At 70.1% G+C, this 23,122-nt stretch carries 28 protein-coding genes and 1 riboswitch; of the genes, 16 read left to right on the forward strand and 12 right to left on the reverse strand.

The window, feature by feature from the left end:
- Window positions 1-5 precede the first annotated feature (5 nt).
- A complete protein-coding gene (locus tag ABEA43_RS17560) occupies window positions 6-1,226 on the forward strand; it encodes a DUF4032 domain-containing protein (RefSeq protein WP_345563011.1) in 1,221 nt (406 codons plus the stop codon).
- On the opposite strand, the gene ABEA43_RS17565 is transcribed toward ABEA43_RS17560, so the two are convergent.
- Window positions 1,220-1,822 (reverse strand): NAD(P)-dependent oxidoreductase, encoded by a 603-nt coding sequence (locus ABEA43_RS17565; protein ID WP_345563013.1) that lies wholly within the window; start codon window positions 1,820-1,822, stop codon window positions 1,220-1,222. The genes ABEA43_RS17560 and ABEA43_RS17565 overlap by 7 nt on opposite strands.
- A gap of 53 nt (window positions 1,823-1,875) precedes the next feature.
- On the opposite strand from ABEA43_RS17565, the gene ABEA43_RS17570 reads away from it, so the two are divergent.
- The 5 genes from ABEA43_RS17570 to ABEA43_RS17590 all read left to right on the forward strand — a co-directional run bounded on the left by ABEA43_RS17570 (window position 1,876) and on the right by ABEA43_RS17590 (window position 4,483).
- Complete coding sequence (locus ABEA43_RS17570) at window positions 1,876-2,226, forward strand: winged helix-turn-helix transcriptional regulator (RefSeq protein WP_345563015.1); 351 nt, start codon at window positions 1,876-1,878, stop codon at window positions 2,224-2,226.
- 135 nt (window positions 2,227-2,361) lie between these two features.
- Window positions 2,362-2,736: a roadblock/LC7 domain-containing protein gene (locus ABEA43_RS17575; RefSeq protein WP_345563016.1), complete on the forward strand. Its 375-nt coding sequence runs from the start codon at window positions 2,362-2,364 to the stop codon at window positions 2,734-2,736.
- A gap of 3 nt (window positions 2,737-2,739) precedes the next feature.
- Window positions 2,740-3,681 carry a hypothetical protein gene (locus tag ABEA43_RS17580; protein WP_345563018.1) on the forward strand — a complete coding sequence of 314 codons (942 nt, stop codon included), beginning with the start codon at window positions 2,740-2,742 and terminating at the stop codon, window positions 3,679-3,681.
- Window positions 3,682-3,710: 29 nt separating this feature from the next.
- Entirely contained in the window at window positions 3,711-4,085 is a 375-nt protein-coding gene (locus ABEA43_RS17585; RefSeq protein ID WP_345563020.1) for a roadblock/LC7 domain-containing protein, read from the forward strand.
- A 26-nt stretch (window positions 4,086-4,111) separates the two neighbouring features.
- Entirely contained in the window at window positions 4,112-4,483 is a 372-nt protein-coding gene (locus ABEA43_RS17590; RefSeq protein WP_345563022.1) for a hypothetical protein, read from the forward strand.
- A 42-nt stretch (window positions 4,484-4,525) separates the two neighbouring features.
- Here the strand turns inward: ABEA43_RS17590 and ABEA43_RS17595 are convergent, their stop codons facing one another.
- The 4 genes from ABEA43_RS17595 to ABEA43_RS17610 all read right to left on the reverse strand — a co-directional run bounded on the left by ABEA43_RS17595 (window position 4,526) and on the right by ABEA43_RS17610 (window position 8,365).
- Window positions 4,526-5,371, reverse strand: a complete 846-nt coding sequence (locus tag ABEA43_RS17595; RefSeq protein WP_345563023.1) for an alpha/beta fold hydrolase — start codon at window positions 5,369-5,371, stop codon at window positions 4,526-4,528.
- 43 nt (window positions 5,372-5,414) lie between these two features.
- The gene (locus ABEA43_RS17600) at window positions 5,415-6,173 is read right to left on the reverse strand and encodes a hypothetical protein (RefSeq protein ID WP_345563025.1); all 759 of its coding nucleotides are present in this window, start codon (window positions 6,171-6,173) and stop codon (window positions 5,415-5,417) included.
- A 188-nt stretch (window positions 6,174-6,361) separates the two neighbouring features.
- Window positions 6,362-6,497: riboswitch (cyclic di-AMP (ydaO/yuaA leader) on the reverse strand.
- Window positions 6,498-6,664: 167 nt separating this feature from the next.
- A complete protein-coding gene (locus ABEA43_RS17605) occupies window positions 6,665-6,865 on the reverse strand; it encodes a DUF5302 domain-containing protein (RefSeq protein WP_345563026.1) in 201 nt (66 codons plus the stop codon).
- Window positions 6,866-6,913: 48 nt separating this feature from the next.
- Window positions 6,914-8,365, reverse strand: coding sequence for an MDR family MFS transporter (locus tag ABEA43_RS17610; RefSeq protein ID WP_345563028.1), 1,452 nt, complete (start codon window positions 8,363-8,365; stop codon window positions 6,914-6,916).
- Between the two features lie 56 nt (window positions 8,366-8,421).
- On the opposite strand from ABEA43_RS17610, the gene ABEA43_RS17615 reads away from it, so the two are divergent.
- Complete coding sequence (locus ABEA43_RS17615; protein WP_345563030.1) at window positions 8,422-8,922, forward strand: PadR family transcriptional regulator; 501 nt, start codon at window positions 8,422-8,424, stop codon at window positions 8,920-8,922.
- A gap of 142 nt (window positions 8,923-9,064) precedes the next feature.
- Here ABEA43_RS17615 and ABEA43_RS17620 read toward each other — a convergent pair whose 3' ends face one another.
- The gene (locus tag ABEA43_RS17620) at window positions 9,065-9,631 is read right to left on the reverse strand and encodes a class I SAM-dependent methyltransferase (RefSeq protein WP_345563032.1); all 567 of its coding nucleotides are present in this window, start codon (window positions 9,629-9,631) and stop codon (window positions 9,065-9,067) included.
- Window positions 9,632-9,791: 160 nt separating this feature from the next.
- On the opposite strand from ABEA43_RS17620, the gene ABEA43_RS17625 reads away from it, so the two are divergent.
- The 3 genes from ABEA43_RS17625 (at window position 9,792) to ABEA43_RS17635 (ending at window position 12,095) form a co-directional block, all read left to right on the forward strand.
- Entirely contained in the window at window positions 9,792-10,778 is a 987-nt protein-coding gene (locus ABEA43_RS17625) for a rod shape-determining protein (RefSeq protein ID WP_345563033.1), read from the forward strand.
- Between the two features lie 7 nt (window positions 10,779-10,785).
- Window positions 10,786-11,544: a DUF421 domain-containing protein gene (locus ABEA43_RS17630; RefSeq protein ID WP_345563035.1), complete on the forward strand. Its 759-nt coding sequence runs from the start codon at window positions 10,786-10,788 to the stop codon at window positions 11,542-11,544.
- A 122-nt stretch (window positions 11,545-11,666) separates the two neighbouring features.
- A complete protein-coding gene (locus ABEA43_RS17635; RefSeq protein ID WP_345563037.1) occupies window positions 11,667-12,095 on the forward strand; it encodes a hypothetical protein in 429 nt (142 codons plus the stop codon).
- 102 nt (window positions 12,096-12,197) lie between these two features.
- On the opposite strand, the gene ABEA43_RS17640 is transcribed toward ABEA43_RS17635, so the two are convergent.
- From ABEA43_RS17640 to ABEA43_RS17655, 4 genes are read right to left on the reverse strand one after another with little or no spacing between them, the layout of a single operon-like run.
- On the reverse strand, window positions 12,198-13,421 hold the full coding sequence (locus tag ABEA43_RS17640) for an ABC transporter permease (protein ID WP_345563040.1): 1,224 nt from the start codon (window positions 13,419-13,421) through the stop codon (window positions 12,198-12,200).
- Window positions 13,418-14,140 carry an ABC transporter ATP-binding protein gene (locus ABEA43_RS17645; protein WP_345563042.1) on the reverse strand — a complete coding sequence of 241 codons (723 nt, stop codon included), beginning with the start codon at window positions 14,138-14,140 and terminating at the stop codon, window positions 13,418-13,420. Before ABEA43_RS17645 ends, ABEA43_RS17640 begins: the two co-directional genes overlap by 4 nt.
- The gene (locus ABEA43_RS17650) at window positions 14,137-15,264 is read right to left on the reverse strand and encodes a peptidoglycan-binding protein (protein ID WP_345563044.1); all 1,128 of its coding nucleotides are present in this window, start codon (window positions 15,262-15,264) and stop codon (window positions 14,137-14,139) included. Before ABEA43_RS17650 ends, ABEA43_RS17645 begins: the two co-directional genes overlap by 4 nt.
- The gene (locus tag ABEA43_RS17655) at window positions 15,264-15,788 is read right to left on the reverse strand and encodes a hypothetical protein (RefSeq protein ID WP_345563046.1); all 525 of its coding nucleotides are present in this window, start codon (window positions 15,786-15,788) and stop codon (window positions 15,264-15,266) included. The genes ABEA43_RS17650 and ABEA43_RS17655 overlap by 1 nt, the downstream gene beginning before the upstream one ends.
- Before the next feature lie 151 nt (window positions 15,789-15,939).
- On the opposite strand from ABEA43_RS17655, the gene ABEA43_RS17660 reads away from it, so the two are divergent.
- From ABEA43_RS17660 to ABEA43_RS17675, 4 genes are all read left to right on the forward strand, one after another.
- Window positions 15,940-16,596: a response regulator transcription factor gene (locus ABEA43_RS17660; RefSeq protein ID WP_345563048.1), complete on the forward strand. Its 657-nt coding sequence runs from the start codon at window positions 15,940-15,942 to the stop codon at window positions 16,594-16,596.
- The gene (locus ABEA43_RS17665; RefSeq protein ID WP_345563049.1) at window positions 16,593-17,828 is read left to right on the forward strand and encodes a sensor histidine kinase; all 1,236 of its coding nucleotides are present in this window, start codon (window positions 16,593-16,595) and stop codon (window positions 17,826-17,828) included. Before ABEA43_RS17660 ends, ABEA43_RS17665 begins: the two co-directional genes overlap by 4 nt.
- A gap of 149 nt (window positions 17,829-17,977) precedes the next feature.
- Complete coding sequence (locus ABEA43_RS17670) at window positions 17,978-18,754, forward strand: DUF899 domain-containing protein (RefSeq protein ID WP_345563050.1); 777 nt, start codon at window positions 17,978-17,980, stop codon at window positions 18,752-18,754.
- A gap of 188 nt (window positions 18,755-18,942) precedes the next feature.
- Entirely contained in the window at window positions 18,943-19,434 is a 492-nt protein-coding gene (locus ABEA43_RS17675; protein ID WP_345563052.1) for a hypothetical protein, read from the forward strand.
- A gap of 77 nt (window positions 19,435-19,511) precedes the next feature.
- Here ABEA43_RS17675 and ABEA43_RS17680 read toward each other — a convergent pair whose 3' ends face one another.
- Window positions 19,512-20,348 carry an isocitrate lyase/PEP mutase family protein gene (locus ABEA43_RS17680; protein ID WP_345563054.1) on the reverse strand — a complete coding sequence of 279 codons (837 nt, stop codon included), beginning with the start codon at window positions 20,346-20,348 and terminating at the stop codon, window positions 19,512-19,514.
- Between the two features lie 101 nt (window positions 20,349-20,449).
- Here ABEA43_RS17680 and ABEA43_RS17685 point away from each other — a divergent pair, with 101 nt between their 5' ends.
- Both ABEA43_RS17685 and ABEA43_RS17690 read left to right on the forward strand, forming a co-directional pair.
- Window positions 20,450-21,364, forward strand: coding sequence for a LysR family transcriptional regulator (locus ABEA43_RS17685; protein WP_345563056.1), 915 nt, complete (start codon window positions 20,450-20,452; stop codon window positions 21,362-21,364).
- Between the two features lie 185 nt (window positions 21,365-21,549).
- The gene (locus tag ABEA43_RS17690; RefSeq protein WP_345563058.1) at window positions 21,550-22,224 is read left to right on the forward strand and encodes a Pr6Pr family membrane protein; all 675 of its coding nucleotides are present in this window, start codon (window positions 21,550-21,552) and stop codon (window positions 22,222-22,224) included.
- 384 nt (window positions 22,225-22,608) lie between these two features.
- On the opposite strand, the gene ABEA43_RS17695 is transcribed toward ABEA43_RS17690, so the two are convergent.
- The gene (locus tag ABEA43_RS17695) at window positions 22,609-23,016 is read right to left on the reverse strand and encodes a DUF7144 family membrane protein (RefSeq protein WP_345563060.1); all 408 of its coding nucleotides are present in this window, start codon (window positions 23,014-23,016) and stop codon (window positions 22,609-22,611) included.
- Between the last annotated feature and the right edge of the window lie 106 nt (window positions 23,017-23,122).

Raw genomic sequence — 23,122 nt, forward strand, 5'->3', positions numbered from 1 at the left:
AGCAAATGCCCTTGCAGATCACCGGCGCGCTAGGCGACCCTGACCTGATCCGCCTCCCGTGGGAGGTCCCGCTTCAAGACTGGCCGCAATATCACCTGGTCGATCTGCCGCGCGGTATTTCCCGGCACGTGGTGAGGTTCGCGCGGCTCTCCGGCAAGGTGTACGCGATCAAGGAGATCAGCGAGCGCTTCGCCAAACGTGAATACCAGCTGTTGTGGGACCTCGCCCGGCTCGACGCGCCTTCCGTGGAGCCCGTCGCGTACGTCACCGGCCGCGAGAACGAGCTGGACGCGGCACTGATCACCAGGCATCTGCAGTTCTCGCTCCCCTATCGCGCGGTCATGTCGGGCACGCTGCGGCCCGACACCCTCACCCGTTTGCTGGACGCGCTGGCCGTGCTGCTGGTGCGGCTGCACCTGAACGGCTTCTACTGGGGCGACTGCTCGCTGTCGAACACGCTCTTCCGCAGGGACGCGGGGGCGTTCGCGGCCTACCTGGTGGACGCCGAGACCGGCGAGATGCACCCGATGATCAGCGAGGGCCAGCGGCTCGGCGACATCGACACCGCGCACACGAACATCTTCGGCGAGATGCTCGACCTGGAGGCCGGCGGGCTGCTGCACCCGTCGATCGACCCCATGGACACCGCCGAGGACATCGTCGCCCGCTACCACCGCCTGTGGGACGAGATCACCCAGAGCGAGATCATCGAAGAGGTGGACTGGCACCGGGTGGAGCAGCGGATCAGGCGGCTCAACCTGCTGGGCTTCGACGTGGCCGAGATGATGGTGCGGCGCAAGGTCGGCACCGGCCGGCTGATCGTCCGGCCGAAGGTGGTGGACTCCGGGCACCACCAGCGGCGGCTGCTCAGGCTGACCGGGCTCGACGTGGAGGAGAACCAGGCGCGGCGGCTGCTGAACGACCTCGACGGCTACCGGGTGGCCAACGGGCTGCGCCACGAGGACGAGGCCATCGTGGCGCACAAGTGGCTGGCCGAGGTGTTCCAGCCCACGGTCGAGGCCATCCCCGCCGAGCTGCGCGGCAAGCTGGAGCCCGCGCAGCTCTTCCACGAGATCCTCGACCACCGCTGGTACCTGTCGGAGGAGGCGGGCGCCGACGTGGGCGTCGCCGAGGCCGTGAAGTCGTACGTGGACAACGTTCTGATCCACAAGCCCGACGAGAAGGCGCTGCTGCCCGACGAGCCTTCGGAGGAGACCGGTCAGTAGGCGACGGTGATGCGCCGGCGCGGGTGCGTGTCCTTCTCCAGCTCGTCGGCGATCGCCACCGCGTAGTCCTCGGCGGAGATGAAGCTGCGGCCCTCGTCGTCGGTCAGCAGCGTGTCGCCGCCGATCCGGTAGACGCCGGTACGCTCCCCCGGCGCGATCTCGGCGGCCGGCGAGACGAAGGTCCAGTCGAGGTCGTCGACCGCGCGGTAGAGGCCGAGGATGGCCCGCCCGGCCAGCGACTCCTTCTTGTAGAGCTCCGGGAAGTCGGGCGTGTCGACCAGGTCGAGGCCGGGCGCGACCTGGAGGCTGCCCGCGCCGCCCACGACGATCAGCCTGCGCACCCCTGCGGCGCGCAGGCCGTCGATGAGAGCGCGGTTGGCGGCCACGAAGGGCGCCTCGGGCTCGGTGCCGTCGCGCGGCGGCGCGATGGCGGAGACGACGGCGTCGTAACCCTTGGCCAGCGTGGCGGAGTCGTGGACGTCTCCCTTGACGGGACCTGAGCGGCTCACCCCGGTCACCTCGTGCCCGCGGTTGCTCAGCTCTGTGGCGATGCGCTGCCCGACCATGCCGGTCGCGCCAAAGACGAGGATCTTCATAGCCCAACAGTATCCAACAGATACTGGTTACTTCATCGTGCTATAAGTACCTTGTGGATACTGGTGATGCCTTCGACCCCAACTGCCCGACCAGGCTGGTCCTGGACCGGATCGGGGACAAATGGTCGGTGCTGGTGTTGCTCAGCCTCGACGGCGGGCCGATGCGCTTCACCCAGTTGCGGACCCGGATCGGCGGGGTCACGCCCAAGGTGCTCACGCAGACGTTGCGCGCGCTGGAGTATGACGGGCTGGTGACGCGGAAGGTGTTCGCGGAGGTGCCGCCGCGGGTGGAGTACACGCTGACGGAGCTCGGCCGATCGCTGCACGACCCGGTCTCGGTGGTGGCCCGATGGGCCGAGGAAAATGTCGGCGAAATCCTACGCTGCCGCGAAAAATCCTCATGAATCGTACGTTTATCCGCAGCGGTGGTGTTTTTCTCCGACGCAGCCGTATAAAAGCTTAACGCGCGAGCAATCCATCAATTCTGCTCCACTCCTTCCTCTTACGCTTGCTCCGTCCAGGACGGCGAGGGAGGGCACGTGCTCGGAATTGACACCTGCTTGGCCGAGGTGATGTCCATACCAGGCGCGCTCGACGCGATGCTGGTGGATCACACCAGCGGCATGGCGGTGGCCTTCAGCAGCTCCTCCGGCGTGGACGCCGACCGGTCGGCCGCGGCCCTGACGGAAGCGCTGCGCGCCACCACCGACAGCCTGGCCCGATCGTGCCCCGGCGACGTCGTACGCATCGACGACATGCTCGTCACCACCGACAAGGGCCATCATCTGCTCAGGCCGCTGGAGACGGTCTTCGAGGGGCCGCTGGTCATCTACGTCCGCCTGGACCTGGAACGATCTAACCTCGCCCTGGCGCGGCACCGCCTGCAGTCCATCTCCAGCCGCCTGACGACGTGACCCATGACCAGGCTCGACACACTCCTGGCCGGGCTCGCCCGAGAGCAGTCCACGGGCGCGCTCCGTCTCGGCAGGAACGGCACGATCTTCCTGTCCGAGGGGCGCGTGACGTACATGGAGTGCGCCCAGACCCCGAGTGTCGAACGCCTCCTCACGGCCAGGGGCCTGATGACCGAGGCGGCCCTGCGCGAGCTGCAGGCCGACGGCGGCTCCGACCGGCTGCTCGCCGACGGGCCCATCACGGCGGGCGAGCTCCAGTACGCGGTGCTCGGCGTGGTGCTGGACGCGGCCTTCTTCCTGCTGCCGTTGAGCGGGACGCGGCCCAAGTTCCGGCCCGGCGAGCAGCACTGGCTGGGCGGGCACTGGTTCTTCGACGTACCTGGGCTGGTGCGGGAGTGCGCGCGGCGGCGGGCCCAGCTCGCCCAGGTCTGGCCGTCGGCCGACATGGACACGCTGCCGGTACGGCCGGCGCCGCGGCTGCCCGGGCACGGGGTGACGCTGAGCCGGATCCAGTGGGAGGTCCTGATCCAGGCCGACCACAAGGCCACGCCGCTGGAGCTGGCCAAGCTGATCGGCCGGTCCGCGTACTCGGTCCTGCTGGCCGTGCGGCGGCTGGCCGCGGCCGGGCTGCTCGCGCCGCCGGACCCGAGCACCGCAGCCCCGGGCAGAAAAGGACCGCCGCCGGACCCGAACGCCGGCGTCCCGGGCAAGAGGGGCCCTGCGCCGTACTCGAACGCCGCCGCACCGGACGGGAAGAACCCCGCGCAGGACCAGGACGGCGCTGCGGCGGGAGAGATCCTGCCCCAGCGGGAGCGACGGGCGTACGCGCATCCGCCGCACGAACCCGGTGCCGCCCGGCCGGGATTCAGCCCGGCCATGACGGGCGACCCATCCGATATCGCGCTGCTACTGCGGCTGAAGAAGGCTCTCGAGGAGCTGTCGTGAGGTTCCTCTCGCTCAGGAGGAGGCCATCGATGGAGCTACGGAAAGAAGTTCTGGAGGAGATGTCGCTCCTGCGCGAACGCACGCCGGACGTGACCGGGAGCGTCGCCTGCACCGTCGACGGCCTGCCGATCGCCTGCGACCTCGGCGCAGAAGGCGGCGAGCAGGCCGCGGCGCTGTCGGCGGCGCTGCTCGCGATGAGCCGGCGGATGCTGACCATGACCGGACAGGGCGCGCTGGAAGAGACGCTCGTCTCCGGCACCGCCGGCTTCGTGGCCTTCTACGCCGCCGGCCCCACCATCGTCCTCACAGTCCTGGCCGGGCCCGGCACGAACGTCGGGCTGCTGCGGCTGGAGGGCAGGAAGACGGCTGCCGGAGTGGCCGCCGTCGCAGCACGCAAGCACTGACCATCCCCGACAGAAAGGCAGGAGACATGGCGGGCATGGACGTATCCCTCAAGGAGATGATGACGATCGACGGCTCGATCGGAGCCGCGATCGTCGATCACGGCAGCGGCATGGCGCTGGGCGCGCTCGGCGGCTCCAAGGATCTGGACCTCCAGGTCGCCGCCGCGGGCAACACGGAGGTGGTCAAGGCCAAGCTCCGCACGATGGACTCGCTGGGCCTCAAGGAGAACATCGAGGACATCCTGATCACGCTGGGCCAGCAGTACCACATCATCCGGCCCATCACCGGGCGCAGCGGCAAGGGGCTGTTCCTCTACCTGGCGCTCGATCGATCGCGCGCGAACCTGGCGCTGGCCAGGCACCAGCTACGCGGCATCGAGGAGAAGCTGGAGGTTTGACCGCGGCGTGGCCGCCCCGATCGGGGCGGCCACGGCACAGGATCAGGGGCTGGTGAGCTTGGTGATCTCGGCGACGAAGTCCGGCCAGAGCTGGCGCGGCAGATCGTGCCCCATGCCCGGATAGGTGACCAGCCGGGCGCCAGGAACGGCCGCCGCCGTGGCCCGGCCGCCCGCGATCGGGACGAGCTGGTCGGCCTCCCCGTGCAGGACCAGGGTGGGCACGGCCACGCCGGCCAGCATCGCCGTACGGTCGCCCGAGGCCATGATGGCGGCCAGCTGCCTGGCGGTGCCCGCCGGGTCGAAGCACCGGTCGTAGGCCAGCCCGGCCAGCGCGGAGATCCGCTCGTGGTCCAGGTCGTAGCCGGGTGAGCCGATGATGGACCAGGTCTTCACCGCCTGCGCCAGCACGGCCGCGCGGTCGGCGGGCGGCCTGGTCATCAGCACGGCGGTCGCGGCCTCGGTCGGCGGGGCGATCGACGGGCCGGGGGTGGACATGATCGAGGTCAGGGTCAGCACGCGTGCCGGATGCCGGATGGCGAGCGTCTGGGCGACCATCCCGCCCATGGAGGCGCCCACCACGTGCGCGGCCGGCCAGCCGAGGGCGTCCATCAGCGCGGCGGCGTCGTCCGCCAGGTCGTCCAGCAGATACGACGACGGCGCCCCCGTCGTGGGGACGCCTGCGTCGTGGAAGTGCGTGGACAGGCCGGCGTCGCGGTTGTCGAACCGTACGACGTGGTGTCCCTGCTCGGCCAGGAGCTCGCAGAGCTCTTCGTCCCAGTGGATGAGCTGGGCTCCGAGGCCCATGATGAGCAGCAGGGGCCGCCCTGCCGGTGAGCCGAAGCTCTCGTAGGCGATTTCGATGCCGTTTACGGCTACGCGGGTGGTCACGAGAACCAGAATGACATTCTGGTTCCGGTCAGTAAAGCTTCGCTCAGTGCATCCGGGACCTGAGGAGGGTGCGGATGCGCTCGCCGCCGAGCACCACGCCGCCGCCCGCCGCCGCCAGGGCGCCGGCCAGGATGGTGGTGCCCACGGTGTCGTCCGACTCCTCGCCGGACTCCGTGGCCTTGGAGTCGCCCTTGGTGAGCCAGCCGTCCGCGTTCTCGTCGGCCGGGACGGACCTGCCGCCCTGGGCGGGCTCATCGGCCTTCGGGGGCGTGGCCGGGCTGCTGTCGCGCTCGGACCAGGCGCCGGTCGAGAAGGCGACGGGGTAGTTCTTCTTGCCCACGCCCTCGCCCCACTTGGTGATGACGTAGTCGACCTCGATGTGGCCCTCGCCGCCGACGCCGTCCACGCCGAGCGTGCTGGAGTTGAACCGGCCGCCGGTCAGCTCGGCGAAGGTCTTGGCGTCGAGGTCCAGCATGACGCCGCGGTTGGAGGGCTCGCCCGGGCCGCGGTCGCCGACGAAGAAGGGCATTCTCTTGCCCTTGTAGACCACGTAACCCTCGGTCAGCAGCGGCCAGCTCGGGCTGGCGGCCAGACCTTTCTGCATGGGCTTGCCGCTGGCGGGCAGCCCGGTGTCACCGGCGCGGCCGGAGGAGTCGTCCCAGAAGTACGACGCCGTGGTCGAGCCCTTGAGCATGACGCGGTCCGTGTCGGAGTCGGCGTGGGCCGCGGTGCCGGCGATGGTCAGCGCGCCGACGGCGGAGGCAGTGAGCAGGACGAGGGCACGCAGGCCAGATCGAGACATGAAGAATTGAAGTCCTTCGCGAGGGGACAGGGGGAATGCGCTCGCTAGGAAAAGGCGCAGCAGAGCAGGACGCCTGGCGAAATCGCTACGCGAGAGCGCGGAAAGAGCCGGGGGGAATGCGGTCGCTCAGCGGGCGGCCGGCACTACTCTGTCTGGGGGTATGACGCGTTCTTGCATGGCGGTGAAAGGTGTCCTCTCCATCTCGCCTACCGGGTTAGCTGACGGGTTCGGGCGTGGAGATGCCCTACCGACACGAGGTCGGACTCACCCCAATTGCAATGGGTCCCCGGTTCCCGACGGATCGGGATTCGGCGCCAGCCGGCTGGTCCCTCCTGGGTAAGGTCCACGCCACCGGCTGGTAACGGTTCAACACTGTAACCACGAATTCCGGACAAACGCAAACACATCGTCATGAATCGGGCGAAGATCTACCTAGCCAGGTAAAGAGAAAAGGGGGCACGGCGTTGCCGTACCCCCTGCTGATTCCAGCCTCAGCCGCCGCTCTTGCGCCTGAACGGTCTTTTACTCGCAGCTGGACCGTGCGCCCCGTGGATCTTCGATGGGTCGCCGCCCCTGCCACCAGCGTCCGCACCGGCGGACTGGTTGCGCTTGCGATCCAGCGCCTCCCGGAACTTGCGCTTCATCTCGTCCTCGGGAGTTTCGTCGATTTCCGGCTCCGGTGTTTCAGCCATGAGGACCTCCGTGGTCTTGGGGACAATCACAGCTTCGCACGACGCCGGTTATGACGCGAAACCGGCCTCGACCTTGCTCTGCGGCGTGGCGGGGATCTCCAGCCGCCTGCCCGGCATCGCGACCAGCGCCAACAGCGCGATCAAGGCCCCCACGACCCCGAGCGACGGGATGACCGCGGCCGCCGCGGAGGCGTGCGCGGCGGCCAGGCCGTGCACGGGGGCCTCCGCGGTGACGGTCGAGGTGTAGAGGGTGCCGCCCACGGCCAGCGCGACCGAGCCGCCGATCTGCCGGAAGAAGGTGAGGTTCGCCGAGGCGGTGCCGATGTACTGCGGCTCGACCGACTGCTGGGCGGCCACCGTGAGCCCCGACAGCATCGGGCCCATCCCGAGCCCCAGCAGGAACATCCAGACCGCCAGGGCCACGCCGCCGGTGTCCAGGGTCAGGTTCAGGCAGAGCAGGGCTCCGGCGGCGAGCAGGAACGGCGCGCCGACCAGCCACGGCTTGTAGACCTTGGTCCTGGACATGAGCGCGCCCATGAGGACACTGCCCGCCACCATCGCCAGCATCATCGGGTAGATCCGCAGCCCGGACTCGGTGGCGCTGACCCCCAGGGCCTCCTGGAAGTAGCGCGGCAGGAAGACGACTCCGGCGTACATGCAGAAGGCCGTGCTGAACGAGGTCAGGTTCACCAGGGTGTACGTGCGGCTGCCGAACAGGTGCAAAGGCATGATCGGACTGGCCGCCCGCCGCTCGACCAGCACGAACACCACCAGCAGCGCCAGCGCGAGCACGATCGGCCCAGCCACGGCCGCGTCGGTCCAGGTGTGGCCGTCGATCCCCTTCTCCGTCAGCCCCAGCAGCAGCGCGCTGATGGCCACGGTGAACACCGCGATGCCCGCGTAGTCGGGCCGGCCGCCGCCCACGCCCGGCCTCCGCGGCAGTCGCAGCGCCACGATCGCGATAAGGATCACGCCGAGCGGCACGTTCACGTAGAAGGCCCACCGCCAGCTCGCATGGTCGGTGAACAACCCGCCGAGGAACGGCCCCGCCAGGTACGTCAGCCCCATCACGCCGCCGAGCGCGCCCTGGACGCGGGCCCCGTTCGAGCCGGCCGGGAACATCTCCATCACCAGCGCGATCGACAGCGGCAGCAGGGCGCCCGCGCCGAGCCCCTGGATCGCGCGGAACGCGATGAGCTGCACCATGTCCTGCGCCACCCCGCACAGCGCCGAGCCCGCCACGAACACCACCATCCCGACGAGCAGCAGGGGCTTTCTGCCGTGCTGGTCGGACAGCCTGCCGTAGAGCGGCACGGTCACCGTGGAGGTGAGCAGGTAGGCCGTCACCACCCAGGTGTAAAGGGTGGTGCCGCCCAGCTCGGTCGTGATGCGCGGCAGCGCCGTGCCGACGATCGTCTGGTCGAGCATCGCCAGGAACATCCCGCCGAGCACGGCCATGAGCACAAGCCCGTTGCCTCGCGGCTTCATGTCAGTAGTCACCTGTGAAGAGTCACCTGTAAGCTCTGACATGTCAAGTCTTCGGTATGCTGGCGGACATGTCCCTGCGGATCGCGTTGCTCGGGTTGCTGTCAGGTGCGGGCCCGGCCAGCGGCTATGACCTGGCCAAGAAGTTCGAGCACTCGCTCAACCACGTCTGGCAGGCCGGGCACACGCAGATCTACCCGGAGCTGGTGAAGATGGCCGCCGACGGGCTGGTCGCGGTCGAGTCGGAGGGCGCGAGAGGGCGCAAGATCTACACGATCACCCCTGAGGGGACGCACGAGCTGCGCACGTGGCTGACGGAGCACCAGCCCTCGGTGACCGTGCGCAGCGAGGTGGCGCTCCAGGCGTTCCTGCTCCCGCTGCTCGACCGGAAGCAGGCCATCGCGGTGATGGAGCGGATCAGGGCCGGCTTCGAGGCACGGCTGGCGGTGCTGGAGTGCCAGCCCGGGCACGGCCAGGCTCTCGGCAGATACGCGCTGGAGCTGGGCCTGCGCCAGGCCCGCACCAGCATCGAATGGGCCGACGAGACCCTGACCGACCTCAGACGCGCCTGACCCTTCCCGACCTCAGACGCGCCTGACCCTGACCGACCTCAGACGCGCCTGACCCTGACCGACCTCAGGCGCGCCTGACCCTGACCGACCTCAGACGCGCCTGACCCTGACCGACCTCAGGCGCGCCTGACCCTGCCGCTTCTCATGCCCTCCTGAAGGCGAGGAGGCGGAACACCGGGTCGGGGCCCGCGCCGCCCTGGCCAAGGCCCACGAAACCGGACTCGCCGGATGGCCGCAGCCCGTGCCTGGCCGTCTCCTCGACGACCAGGGCCGAGCGGTCGGCGGGCTCGGCGCGGCCACCGGGCCCGTGCGCGGCCCGCTTGTCCACGGTCGTCACGAACACGCCGCCGGGCCGCAGCACGCGAGCGGCCTCCGCGATCACCAGGCGGGCGTCGTCGAGCAGGTGCAGCAGCCAGATCGTGGTGACCGCGTCGACGCACCCGTCGCGTACGGGCAGCGCCCGGCCGTCCCCGCGCACCACGTCGACGCGCCCGGCGGCCAGCCGGGCCATCCCCGCGGCGGCGTCCACGCCGAGCACCCGCAGCCCGCGCCTGGCCAGCTCCCTGGTCACCAGACCGGTGCCGCAGGCCACGTCGAGCAGCGTGCCGCCGGGCACCAGGCCGCGCACGGCGTCGGCGGCGGCCCTGGCGCGCGCGGGCCCGCCGCGGGTCTCGTCGTAACGGCCGGCCTCGAGGTCGTAGTCGAGCACGAGCTGAACCTCCCGGGATCTGACGCCGCCGGCAGCCAACCTACGCCGACGCCGGTGGAGGAGTGCGCGGAGGTAAAGGGGAACCGTTCCGTTCCTGGTGTTGCGTTGAAACGGCCCCGGATATGAAACCCGGCATGACGGTCAAACCCCCGGTCCCGCGATGAGCCTCCTGGGACGCGATCTGGCGCTCGACCTGGGCGGCGCGAGCACGCGGATCTACATCAGGGGCAAGGGCATCGTGCTCGACGAGCCCTCGGTCATCATGCGCGACCTCCGTACGGGCAAGGTCATCGGGTACGGCGCCGAGGCGGCCGCCGGCACCGGCGGCGAGACGTGCTGGCCGGTCAGCGGCGGGCTGCCGGTCGACGGTGAGCTGGCCAGGCGCATGATCCGGCATTTCATCCGCAAGGTGCACTGGCATCCGTTCTCCCGGCCGCGCATGGTCATGGCGCTGCCCGACGACTCCACCCCGATCGAGCGCAAGGTGCTGCGGGACGTGGCGTACGAGGCGGAGGCCAGGGGGATCATCATGATCCCGCACGCGCTGGCGGCGGCGCTCGGGGCGGGCCTGGCGGTCAAGGAGTGCGCCGGGCACATGGTGCTCGACATCGGCCGCGACTCCACCAGGATCGCGGTGCTGTCGGGCGAGGCCGTGGTGGCGGCCACGACGGTGCCCGGCGGCGGCCACGCCATGGACCGGGCGATCGTGCGCCTGGTCGAGTCCGAGTACGGGCTGCTGATCGACGAGATCGAGGCCGAGTCGGCCAAGCGGGCGGCGGGCACTGAGTGGAAGCCGCTGGACCGCCAGGTGACGGTGCGCGGCCGCGATCCCGACACCGGGCGGGAGCGATCGGTGCCGCTGCCCGTACAGGGGATCTACGAGGCGACCCGGCAGCCGGTCGAGGCCATCGTGCGGGCGGCGGTGGAGACGGTGGAGCGCTGCCCCGCCGAGCTGACCGCCGACCTCGGGGAGCGCGGCGCGGTGCTGGTGGGGGGCGGCGCGTTGCTGCGGGGGCTCGGGCGGCGGCTGCGAGCCGCGCTGTGCATGCCGGTACGCAGGTCGGAGCGGCCGCTGGAGTCCCTGGCGCTCGGGCTCGGGCGGTGCGTCGAGGACCTCGGGCTGACGGCGAAGCTCCGGCGGCGATGAGGCGCCGATGAGCGACGGCCTGTTCGCAGCGGGCCTCTCACTGAGCGACCTCTCACTGAGCGGCCTCTCACTGAGCGGCCTCTCACTGAGCGACCTCTCACTGAGCGACCTCCCGCTCGCCGGTCTCCCGTTCGCCGGCCTCCCGCTCGCCGGCCTCCCGCTCGCCGGCCTCCCGCTCGCCGGTCTCCCGTTCGTCGATGGGGACCTGTTCGACGCCGGGGTGTCGCTCGCCGACAAGGCGGTCAGGACCGTCGCCGTCTATCTCACCGTGGCGGCCCTGCTGCGGATCGCCGGCAAGCGCGGCATCGCCCAGCTCAACAACTTCGACCTGGTCGTCATGCTGCTGATGAGCAACGTCGTGCAGAACGCGATCATCGGCCCGGACAACTCGCTGGTCGGCGGGCTCGCGGGCCTGGTGATCCTGATGGCGTTCAACGCGGTGGTGGTGCGGGTGGCCGCGGCGGTGCCGATGGTCGCCAAGATCGTCGAAGGCCGCCCGATCGTGCTGGCCCGCGACGGCCGCTACCTCATGTCCGCGCTGCGGCGGCTGGGCCTGCGGCGAGCCGATGTGGACGTGACGATCCAGCTCAGGGGCGGCTCGACGGTGGCCGACACCACCCTCGTACGGCTGGAGCCGGGCGGCGCGGTGCTCGTGCGGCTGCGCCCCGAGGAGGAGAACGCCGAGCGGGGCGACGTGGAGGAGCTGTACGCAAGGCTCGACCGCATCGAACGCAAGCTGGACGAGCTGGGCGGGAGGCCGGGATGACGATGCGGGCCAAGGGGCGCTGTGACCGCATATTTGTGCTTTTTATGTGATATGACCGAAAGCTATTGATGATCTCGGATAAGGTGCCAAACGTGCGCGCCCGCCGTCACATTGTTTCCGCGGTGCTCTTTTGTGCCGCGGCGATGACGGCCTGCTCGGCGGCGGCCGAGCTGCCTTCCCTCGAAGAGGCCACCAGGCAGCTCGACACCGATGCGGGCAGCCTGCTCAGCGCGGCCGAGCTGGGCCTGTCGGCGTTCGAGCGGCTGGACGACGACTCCTGCGTGGACGGCGAGGTACGCCGGTTCTTCAGCGCCGAGAGCGACCTGGCCGGCGCCTCCGCCGGGCTGCTGGACCGGCTCCAGGCCATGGGCTACAGCAAGGTCGTCGACGACCTTGACCTGCGCGACGACGAGCCGGATGTGTCGGTGCTGCGCAATCCGGAGACGCGGCTGACGTTCGAGCTGACCGTGCTCGCCGGGGAGAAGCCCGGCGTCCGCGTCGTCGGCAAGACGACCTGCTACGCCGTCCAGGAGACGGCGGCCGCCCAATAACGGTGCCGGCCCAATAACGGTGCCGGCCCAATAACAGTGCCAGCGCAGTAACGGTGACAGCGCGCGCCCATGTGTGAGCGCGCGCGTCCCGGTAAAAGCCTTCTACGGCGTCGCGAGCGCCTCGGTCGGGGACAGGCGTGAGGCGCGGATGGCCGGATAGAGCCCCGCCACGGCGCCGATGATCAGGGTCGCCGCGAGCCCGCCCCCGGTGGCCCAGAGTGGCACCACGGACGGCCAGCCGCTGTAGTACGCGTACCCCGTCGTGACCCCGGTCCCCAGGAGGATCCCGCCGGCCCCGCCCATCGCGGACAGCAGCAGCGACTCCGCCAGGAACTGGGTGCGGATCTGCCCCCTGGTCGCGCCCAGCGAGCGGCGCAGGCCGATCTCCGCACGGCGTTCCAGCACCGAGATGACCATCGTGTTGGCCACGCCGACCCCGCCCACGAGCAGGGCCACCGCGCCCACGCCCAGCAGGAGGCTCGCAAAGGCCTGGCTGGTCGCCTGCTTGGCGGCCAGCGCGTCGGACGGCCGGGAGACGTCCACCTCGTTCGGCGCCTCCGGGTTGGCCGTGCCGGCCAGCACCCCGCGTACGGACTCCAGCCTGGCCTCCTCCGCGCGGGTGTAGAGAATGGTCGGATGCCCGTCGAAGCCGAGGCGTTCCTCCGCCACCGGCCAGCCGACCATGACCCCGCTGTCCAGCTCAGTGGCCAGCGCCACCGGGTTGAGCACGCCGACGACGGTGAACCTGACGCCGCCGACGATCACCTGCGTGTCCGGGCTCGCCGAGCCGATGCCCAGTCGCTGGGCGGCCGACGCGCCGATCACGGCGGCCGGGTAGCGCTCCGTGGCCGCGTTCAGCCAGGTACCGCTGCTCAGGGTCGCGCCCACCGTGGCGGGCAGGTCGAGACGGGCGGCGTAGGTGTTGATGCCGCTGGTCTGGGCCTCGGGGATCTGCTCGGAGCGGTAGACCTTGGCCTCGGGCGCCTTGCCGATCGACGAGACGGTCTCGACCGGGCCGATGCGCTCGATCATCGCCTCCGCGTCCACCGGCATCTGGGCCGCCTCGCCCAGGAGCGTGGTGCCCGACGAGATGGTGAGCAGGTTGGTGCCCAGCGCGGAGAGCTGGCGGTCGAGCTCGGCGCCCGAGGAGGACGAGAGCCCGACCACGGCGACCATCGCCGCTATGCCGATGGCGATGCCCAGCGCGGACAGGAACGCCCGCAGCGGCCGGGTGCGCAGGCCGACCGCGCCGACCCGCATCACGTCCCGCGGCCGCATTCTGGCCGGGGCCAGCTTGGGCCGCTCCATCTCGATGACGGCCATCATGACACTCCGGATTCCAGGGTTTGGGGCCATGGCTCGCGCCGGGCCTGCGAGTCCGAGATGATCTCGCCGTCGCGCATGCTCACCTGACGGGGCAGGCTGGCGGCGATCTCCCGGTCGTGGGTGATGATCACGATGGTGGTGCCGCCGGCGTTCAGCTCGTGCAGCAGCTCCATCACCCCGGTCCCCGAGACCGAGTCCAGGGCGCCGGTCGGTTCGTCGGCCAGGAGCAGCGGCGGGTCGCCCGCCACCGCCCTGGCGATGGCCACGCGCTGCCGTTCGCCGCCGGACAGCTCGTGCGGCTCGTGGTCCATCCGGTGCCCGAGCCCCACTCGTTCGAGCGCCGCCGCCGCGCGACGGCGGCGCTCCTGCCTGCTCAGGCCCGTGTAGATCAGGCCGTCGGACACGTTGTCCAGCGCCGGGACCTTCGCGGCGAGGTGGAAGGACTGGAAGACGAACCCGATCGTGGTGGCCCGCAGCGCCGAGAGCTGCCCGTCGGACAGCTTCGACACGTCGTACCCGTCGATGTGGATCGTCCCCGTGGTCGGCCGGTCGAGGGTGCCGACGACGTTCAGCATCGTCGACTTGCCCGAACCCGACGGCCCGACGATGGCGATCAGCTCGCCGTGCCGGATCTGCAGCGACACCGACTTCAGCGCCGCCACCCCGCCCGGGTACGTCCTGGACACGTCAGACAGCTCGATCATGGGGTACGGCGTCATTTCGGCATCCCCACGGTCATGCCCTCGATGAGCCCGTCCCCGCTGACCTCGACCCGGCCCCCGGAGAACAGCCCGGTCTCGATCCCGATGTACCGGGAGGTGCCGCCTTCGATGATCTGCAGGCCGAACCCGCCCTCCTTCAGCGCCACGAGCGCCGCGACCGGCACGGTCAGCACGTTCTTCCGCTGGGAGGCCGTGAACGTCACGTCCACCGACGCCTTGTCGAGCCCCTTGGCGGACTTGGCGTTGCCGATCGAGACCAGCACCTCCACCCGCGTCTCGGGCTCGCTCTGCCCCTCGCCCGGCACGATGACCGTGGCCGCCTCGGTGATCTTGCCCTTCACGCTCTTGCCGTCCGGCAGCGTGACCTCGACCTTGGCGCCCTTCTTGGCCATCCGCTGATCCTCGGCCTCAAGCGGGACCGTGATGACCTTGGACGTGCCGGTGTAGGTGAGGATCTTCTGGCCGGGACTGGCCGGCTGGCCCTTCTCCGCCTCCAGGCTCTCCACCCGCACCTTGCCCGGGGCGAAGACGACGCGGCCCAGCTCGACCACGCCGGTCTCGTCCAGACCGCGATCATCCTGCCATTCCTTGACGGCCTCGGCCGTGTCCCAGGTGTACTCGTCGTCGACGGTGAAGCCGTCGTAGCCGAGCTTGCGCAGGTTGCGTTCCAGGCTCTCGACGTCCTTGCCCTCCACGCCGTTCTTGAGGTCGCGGTAGGCGGGCGTCGAGCCGTACATGAGCATGACCGGCTCGTTGTCCACCCGGTACAGCGACCTGCCGCGGGTGATCGTCGCGCCGCTGTCGGGCAGCCAGGTGACCGTGCCGGGCTTCCTGTTCATGGCCGTGCTCACCGGGCCGTAACCGAGCTCGCCGTCGGCGTCCCTGGTGTCGTTCAAGGTCTGCTTGGTCACCGGGGCGGTGGCCGGCGGCAGCGCGCTGGCCGACCGGGTGGGGCCGGAGCCGCCTTCCAGCAGGCCCGTGCTGTTCACGGCGACGAAGCCGCCGCCCGCGACGGCCACCACGAACAACAGCCCGGCGACCAGCTTGCCCCGCCCGCGACGCCGGCGCCTGGAGGGCGTCGCGTCCGGTTCCGCCTTGCCATCGATGGTGCTTACGCCCATCAAAAACCTCCCATACCGGCCTCAGAGAGCTCCTTCTGGCACTTCTCCTGGGCGGACTTGAAGTCGGGGTCCTCGCCGACGTCACCGGTGATGCGCATGGAGCCGCCCTCGGGGTCCGGGTACTTCTCGACGCCGTTGTCCCGCATGCACTGGGCGACCTTGCGCAGGTTCTCGGCCATCTTGGGGTCGCCGCCGCCCTGACGCTGCCCGCTCGGGGCGTACTGCTTGCAGGCCTCCTGGGCCTTGTCCATCGTCTCCTTGGGGGTGTTCTTGTCCAGCTTCATCAGCACGCCCTTGCCGGGCTCGGGGTCGGCCATGTCGATCCCGTTCTCCCGCATGCACTGGGCGAACTTCAGGCCCTTCGCCTGCGGGTCTTCGCTCGCGGTGGGGCTGGCCGCGGCCTGCTTGCCGGTGCTGTCCACCGACACCACGTCTGAGCCTGCCTCGCTGGAGCCACAGCCCGTCAGGAGCAGGGTGGCCGCGATCGGCGCCGCGATGAGCGCACTGAGGACTCGTCCTCGCATGAAACATCTCCTCCGTCGAATAAACGTCGTTCGAGAGGAGATGCAATAGGGACCGCTGTTTCTTCAGCGTTTCCATCCGCGGCTTATTTTCACCAAATGCCTCCTGCGCGACACTCGGTCCTGTAGTCGGACGAAAGACCTGAGGTATGCCATGCGGGTGCTGGTGGTTGAAGACGAGCGGATGCTCGCCGACGCGATTGCCGAGTGGCTGCGCGAGGAGACCCACGCGGTCGATCTGGCACACGACGGCGAGGCCGCGCTGGAGCGGATCGCGGTGAACGACTATGACGTGGTCGTGCTGGATCGCGACCTGCCGCGCGTGCACGGCGACGAGGTGTGCAAGGAGCTGGTCGCCTCGGAGCGCGACGCGCGGGTGCTGATGCTCACGGCCGCCGCCCAGCTCGACGACCGGGTGACCGGCCTGTCCCTGGGGGCCGACGACTACCTGCCGAAGCCGTTCGCGTTTCCCGAGCTGGCCGCCCGCGTTCTGGCGCTGGGACGGCGCTCGCGGCCTGCCGTGCCGCCCGTACTGCGCAGGTCCGGGATCACGCTCGATCCCGCGCGCAGAGAGGTGTTCAGGAACGGGCGGTTCGTCCCGCTGTCGAAAAAGGAGTTCGCGGTGCTGGCCGAGCTGCTGCGGGCTGCCGGCAGCGTCGTCTCGGCCGAACAGCTCCTGGAGAAGGCGTGGGACGAGCACGCGGACCCGTTCACGGGCGCGGTCCGCCTCACCATTCTCAAGCTGCGCCGCAAGCTCGCCGACCCGCCGATCGTGGAGACCGTGCCGGGAGTGGGGTACCGGATCCCATGAGCACGCTGAAGAGCCGGCTCGCGGCCGTCCGCCCGCAGCCCACGCTGCGGCTGCGGCTCACGATCGTGTACGGGGCCGTCTTCTTCCTGGCGGGGCTGACGTTGCTCGGCGTCACCTATGTCCTGTTCAACCAGCAGTTGACGGATACGTTCGAGAGCCGGTACGTCGGGGAGCCCGGCAGGGTCAAGCAGCTGATCTTCAACCTCGGCGGCGAGATGCTGACGGGCGACGCCGCCGTGGAGTGGATGCGCCAGCAGGAGGAGACGCTGCGCAGCGGCGCCCGCACCTCGCTGATCACGCAGGGCATGATCGCGCTCGTCGTGGTCGGCACCGGGGCGGCCGGGCTCGGCTGGCTCGTCGCGGGCCGGGTGCTCGCTCCCCTGCGCCTGGTGACCGCCACGGCCCGGAAGATCGCCGCCGCTCCCATGGCCGAGCGCGGGCTGCACGAGCGGATCTCGCTGATCGGCCCCCGTGACGAGGTCAAGGAGCTGGCCGACACCTTCGACACCATGGTCGAGCGGCTCGACCACTCCTTCGACGGGCAGCGCAGGTTCGTCGCGAACGCCTCGCACGAGCTGCGCACGCCGCTGACCCTGAACCGGGCGCTGGTCGAGCTGGCCATGCACCGCCGCTCCGCCTCCCCCGACGTCAAGGAGCTGGGCGAGAGCCTCCTGGACATCAACGCCCGTCACGAACGCCTCATCTCCGGCCTGCTGCTGCTGGCCAGGTCCGAGCAGGAGATCGCGGACCGGTCGCCGGTGGACCTGGCGGACGTGGTGACCCACGTGGTCGCGCACGCGGACCCCGGGAAGGCCACCGTCTACGAGGTCTCCGAGCCGGCGCCGACCACCGGGGACGCGCTGCTGCTCGAACGGCTGGTGCACAACCTGGTGGAGAACGGCGTCCGCTACAACCTCGACGACGGCACCGGGTGGGTGCGGGTCGTCAGCCGTACCGTGTCGGAGGGGAACGTCGAGGTGGAGGTCAGCAACACCGGGCCGGTCGTGCCACCGTACGACGTCCCGATGCTCTTCAAGCCCTTCCACCGGCACGCGGCCGAGCGCGTGGTCACGGCCAACAGCGCGGGGCTCGGCCTGTCGATCGTGCAGTCGGTGGCGATCGCGCACGGGGGGAGCGTCAGGGCGCGGCCGCGCGAGGGGGGCGGCCTGGTCGTGACCGCCTCACTGCCACGCGACAGAGACCGCTTCACCGACGCGGTCGGCTTCCTCTGACACAGCCCGCTCTCATCGGGCTATTTCGTCGTTTCCGCCGTTTTGCGATGAGTTTCGGCCGGGTCGCGAGTCTGTACTGATGACCGTCGCAGCACGGTCGTAGACCACTCCCCGCCACTCTCTCTGCCCGAGACACCACGGAGGACGCCATGACGACGACGCCGAGTGACCCGACCACTGCGCTGCCCGGCCGCCCGCCCATCGTCGACCTGGCCACCTGGCAGGCCGCCCGTGACGAGCTGCTGGTCCGCGAGAAGGCCCACACCCGCGCGGGCGACGCCATCGCGGCGGCCCGCCGCCGGCTGCCGATGGTGGAGCTCGACGGGAAGGCCGAGGTCGTCGGGCCCGGCGGCCCGGTCCCGTTCCTGGAGCTGTTCCAGGGCCGCGACGAGCTCGTGGTCTACAAGCACATGTGGTACGACGGCGCACCGCACCAGGGGCAGTGCGAGGGCTGCACCACCACGGCCTGGCACCTGAAGGACGCCGTGTACCTCAATGCCCGCGACGTCTCGTTCGCCATCGTGACCACGGGCCGGTGGGACGAGGTGGCCTCGTTCGTCGAGTTCATGGGCTACACCCAGCCGTGGTACTCGGTGCGCGACGTGGACGAGCCGGTCGGCGGGCAGATGGGTTATCTCACCAGCTTCCTGCGCGACGGCGACCGCGTGTTCCTCACCTACTCCACGACGGGCCGGGGCAACGAGCGGGTCAACGGGTCCTTGGGCCTGCTCGACATGACGCCCTACGGCCGCCGCGAGGCGTGGGAGGACAAGCCCGAGGGCTGGCCCGGGGGGCAGGTCCCGTGCTGGCGCTCGGACGCGGACGGGACCGCCGACTGGGGCCCGACCAGCCGCCCCGTGCCGCAGTGGACCCGCCCCGGCGCGACCCCCGTGGAAACCCTCGGCCGGCACGGCCACCACCACTGACGCCTTGGTGCCTTAGCGGAAACTCCGAGGGGGTGTGCCCGCGCGCTCGGCCGGTTTATGACTTCTGTCGGCCTGTCCGGACTTTCCGCCCCCGACCGCCTTCGTTTCGTCACAGCTTGCCAAGCTGTCCTGTCTAAGGGTGCAAGGACTCCAGGGATGCAACGACCGACAATGGCAAGGAGCGCAGCATGCCCCTCCTCCACATGGTGGTGGTATCGGTCGGCTGCGTCCTGGCCCTGGCACCGGCCCTGCTGCCCTCCGCACGTCCCGCCGGCAGATGGCCGCACGTCGTCATGGCGCTCGGCATGGCGGCCGGGCATCTGGGCGGCGTGTTCCTCTCCGTCGCGGTGCTCGCGCTGCTGACCGCCGGCTGGCTCTGCGGCTCCCCCTCCCACCGCGCGCAGAGCGGCCACCACATCCAGGACTTCGTGGTCATGTCCATCCTCTTGGTGCTGACGGCGTTCAGCGAACCCTCTCTCGCCGACACCCCGACCGGACATCAGCATGGAGGCGGCGGCCCGCCGGCCACCCTGGCCCTGGTCATCGGACTGGCCTGGACCTGCGCCCAGCTCATCCGCGCCCTGCCCGAGCGGGACGGCAATCGAAAAATGATCGGCCAGAACCTGTGCTCAGCCGGAATGGCGGCCAGCATGGCCTTCATGTCCGCATTGTCCCTCTGATCGGACCAGAGCCGACGGAACCGCTGGACAAGACGTCCCGCACGAGCCGACCATCGGCCTGGATGCGGCGGCCCCGCTCACTGGCGCGGCTCGTACCGGCCACCCGGTTCGAACGCCTGGTGGAGCTCGGGGAGCGAGGCCATCTCGGTGACGAACCCGAACCGGCCCGCCCGCATCTGCCTGGCGCCGTCCAGGAACGAGCGCAGCGCGAGCCGGGAAAGCGCACCGCCGATGCTCACCCGGCGCACGCCGATCTCGGCGAGCTGCTCCAGCGTGATCGCCGGATCCGCGAAGCCCATGACGACGTTGACCGGCTTACCGACGGAGGAGACGACCGCGCGCATCTGGTCGAGGGTCCGCAGCCCCGGGGCGTACAGGACGTCCGCGCCGGCGGCCTCGAACGCCTGGAGACGCCTGATGGTGTCGTCCAGGTCGGCGACGCCGTACAGGAGGTTCTCGGCCCTGGCGGTCAGGACGAGCGGGACGGGCAGCCCGCGCGTGACCTCGACGGCCGCCTGCACCCGCTCGACAGCGAGCCCGAACTCATAGATCGGCGCGCGGGGGTCGCCGGAGGCGTCCTCGATGGACGCCCCGACCGCGCCGCACGCGCACGCCGCCTCGATCATCTTGGCCGCTTCGGCGGGCTCGTCGGCGTAGCCGTTCTCGAGGTCGGCGTTGACCGGAAGGTCGGTCGCCTCGCTGATGACGCGGCAGTTGTCGAGGATGTCCTGCCGGTCGGCTCTCTTGCGGCCGAGCACGTTCGCCACGCCGAGGCTGGTGGTGGCCAGAGCCTCGAAGCCGAGGCCGGCCAGCAGCCGCGCCGTCCCGGCGTCCCAGGGGTTCGGGAGCAGGAACGGCTCCGGCCGCTCGTGCAGAGCCCGGAATCGAGCCGCCTTCGCCAGCTGATCGTTCATGATGCGCTCCCTCGCGTTACTCGTGGACCCACCTTCGCTGCCGCTTGAGCAATCAGTCAAATGCATAGATCAAATCCGTGTTATCAGTAATACTGATGGATATGACGGTCGAGGAGGTCGAGGCTTTCGTCTGCATCGCCCAGCTGGGCGGGTTCACGGAGGCGTCCAGGAGGCTCAACAGGTCCCAGCCCGCGATCAGCCGCCGGATCCGGGAGCTGGAGCGGTCGCTGGGCGCGCCGCTGTTCGAGCGGGCCGGGCGCGGGGTGACGCTCACCGAGGCGGGCAAGACTCTCCTGCCGTACGCGGAAGCCGTCCTCGCGACGATCCGCGACGGCGAACGAGCCGTACAGGACCTCGCGAAGGAGCCCGGCGGCGGGCAGACGCTCAGCATCGCCATCGTCGGCACCCTGGCCGATTCCCACCTCGTCGATGCGCTGCGCAGGTTCGAGTCGGAGTTCCAGGACGTCTCCGTCAAGCTGCGCACCGCCACCAGCCGCGAGGTGAGCGCGCTCGTCCGGGGCGGTGAGGCGTCCCTGGGCCTGCGCTACTTCCCCGACGCCGACCCCAAGCTGGAGTCGATCCCGCTCGGCACCGAACAACTTTTGGTCGTGGTGCCCGCATCGCACCCGGTCACCGCCGGCCGCCTGCCGGACCTGCGAGCCCTGCAGAACGAACGATGGCTCGCCTTCCCGCCCGAACGCGGCCAGGCCGCATCCCTCAGCCACCTGCTCGAACGCCAGCTGCCCGCCTCCGGTCCCGCACAGCCCTCGATCACCCGGATCGACAGCCTCACCGCACAGAAACGCCTGGTCGAGGCCGGCCTCGGCGTCGCACTCATGCCCATCAGCAGCGTCCGCGAGGAGCTGCGCATCGGCAGCCTGCGGGGGATCGAGGTCGAAAGCCTGGACGCGAGCCTGCCCGTGGTCGCCGTCCGGAGGGTGCGCGGCTACCAGAGCCGACTGGCAACGGCCTTCCTGACGATGCTGAGAGAACACACGCCAGGGTTGCTGGGCTGACCCGAGCGGGCACGCGCTGCCCCGGCGGGCGCCTTGGTCGGCCTGGCGGACGCACTGGCCGACCCGGCAGGCCCCGTTGGCTGCCGCAGCGGGCACGTTGACTGATCCGACGACCGCGGGGTCTAGGGCCCACCGTGCTGTAGCGTCCACTTCTTACCTTTTGTTACGGATGCGAGTGGAGAGCGATGAACGTCTACGCGCGGCCCCAGCTCTGGTGGCGGGCCGCCATGGTCGCCGTCGGCGTACTGGGGCTGCTCACCGGCAGCCACCGCATCGTCTTCTACACCAGCCAGAGCAACATCATCCTGCTCGGTTACTACGTGGGCGTCCTGTACTGGATGGTCCAGCGCCGCACGACCGACCCCGCGGCGCCGCGTCTGCGCGGAGCGGTCACGCTGTGGATCCTGATCACGGGGCTGGTCTCGCATTTCGTGACGAACCACGGCGAGAACCCGCTGCCCGGCCTCCTGGACGGCGATCCGGCAACACTGCTCGCCAACCGGTCGATCTTCCTGCTCCACTACGTGGTGCCGGTGATGGCACTGGCGGACTGGCTCGCGTTCGGACCGCACCGCGTGGTGAGGTGGCGCGACCTGCCGTGGTGGCTGTGCTTTCCCTTGGGGTACGGGGTGTCGTCCGTGGCGCGGGCAGTCGCGTTCCCCGAGGTCCCGAACCGGTACCCGTACTTCTTCCTGAACCCTACCGAGCACGGCTATGGCTGGGTCGCACTGTGGCTCGTCCTGCTCGGCCTCGGCTTCGCCGCGCTGGGCGCCTTGATCATCGGCCTGGATCGCCTGGCATCCCTGCGCCCCGGCGCCACCGCCCCAGCCACCGTCTCCCCCGGCACGCAGCCTGGTTGAACGTGCCGCCCGTCGCCGTCGTCCACCGCGTTGCCGACTCGACCGCGTTACCGCGCCCGACCGTGCCGCCGTACCCGACCGTGCTACCCCCGAACGCGCCGCCCGGGCGAACGAACGCACCTCGAGCATCCCGGGGGGCGCCTGCACTGGTCCCGGGTCGGGCAGCGCACCCCTATCGGGGGACCATCCCAATCGGGCAGAACACCCCAGCCGAGCCGGGCAGCCCCGTCGAGCAGGGCATCCCAAACGGACAGAGCATCCCGATCGAGCGGAACATCCCAGCTGAAGGCAAGGCTCCAGGTCTGGGTGAAGCGTCCTGGATCGAGTGGGACGCCCCCGGTCGGAGGCGACTGTCGGCTGGCTGGCGACTGGGGTCGGTCGTGATCAGCTTTCGAGGACCTTGGCCTCCCGTCCGTGGACAATCAGGGCGTACAGGACGAGAACGTCCAGGGCGATGACCGCCAGCGACCACCACGGGTTGACCGCGATCCAGGTGAGCTGCGTCATCGCGTTGAGCATCACCAGGATGGCCGCCACCACCCTGGCCCAGGTCTGGCCGACGCTCACCGCCAGTCCGACGAGGAACAGCACGATGCCGAACACCAGATGAGCCCAGCCCCACGACGTCACATCGAAGAACAGCAGCCGGTTCGGCATCCGGACGTATACATCGCTGTTGAGGACTGCGTACAGGCCGCTGATGATGTTGAACACGCCGGACATGATCATGAGCAGGCCGGCGAACCACACCCAGCCAACCCAGCCCGTCACGTGCCGTGTCTGATAAGCCATGGTCGAACCCCCTCCTTCACTTCACGGACGGACCCGCGAAGGGCCGATCTCTCCTCGGGAACGCCCTCGTGCGCTGGACACCAGCCACGCGACGAGACGGGACGCG

This window comes from Nonomuraea rosea (assembly GCF_039539705.1).
Classification (GTDB): Bacteria; Actinomycetota; Actinomycetes; order Streptosporangiales; family Streptosporangiaceae; genus Nonomuraea; species Nonomuraea rosea.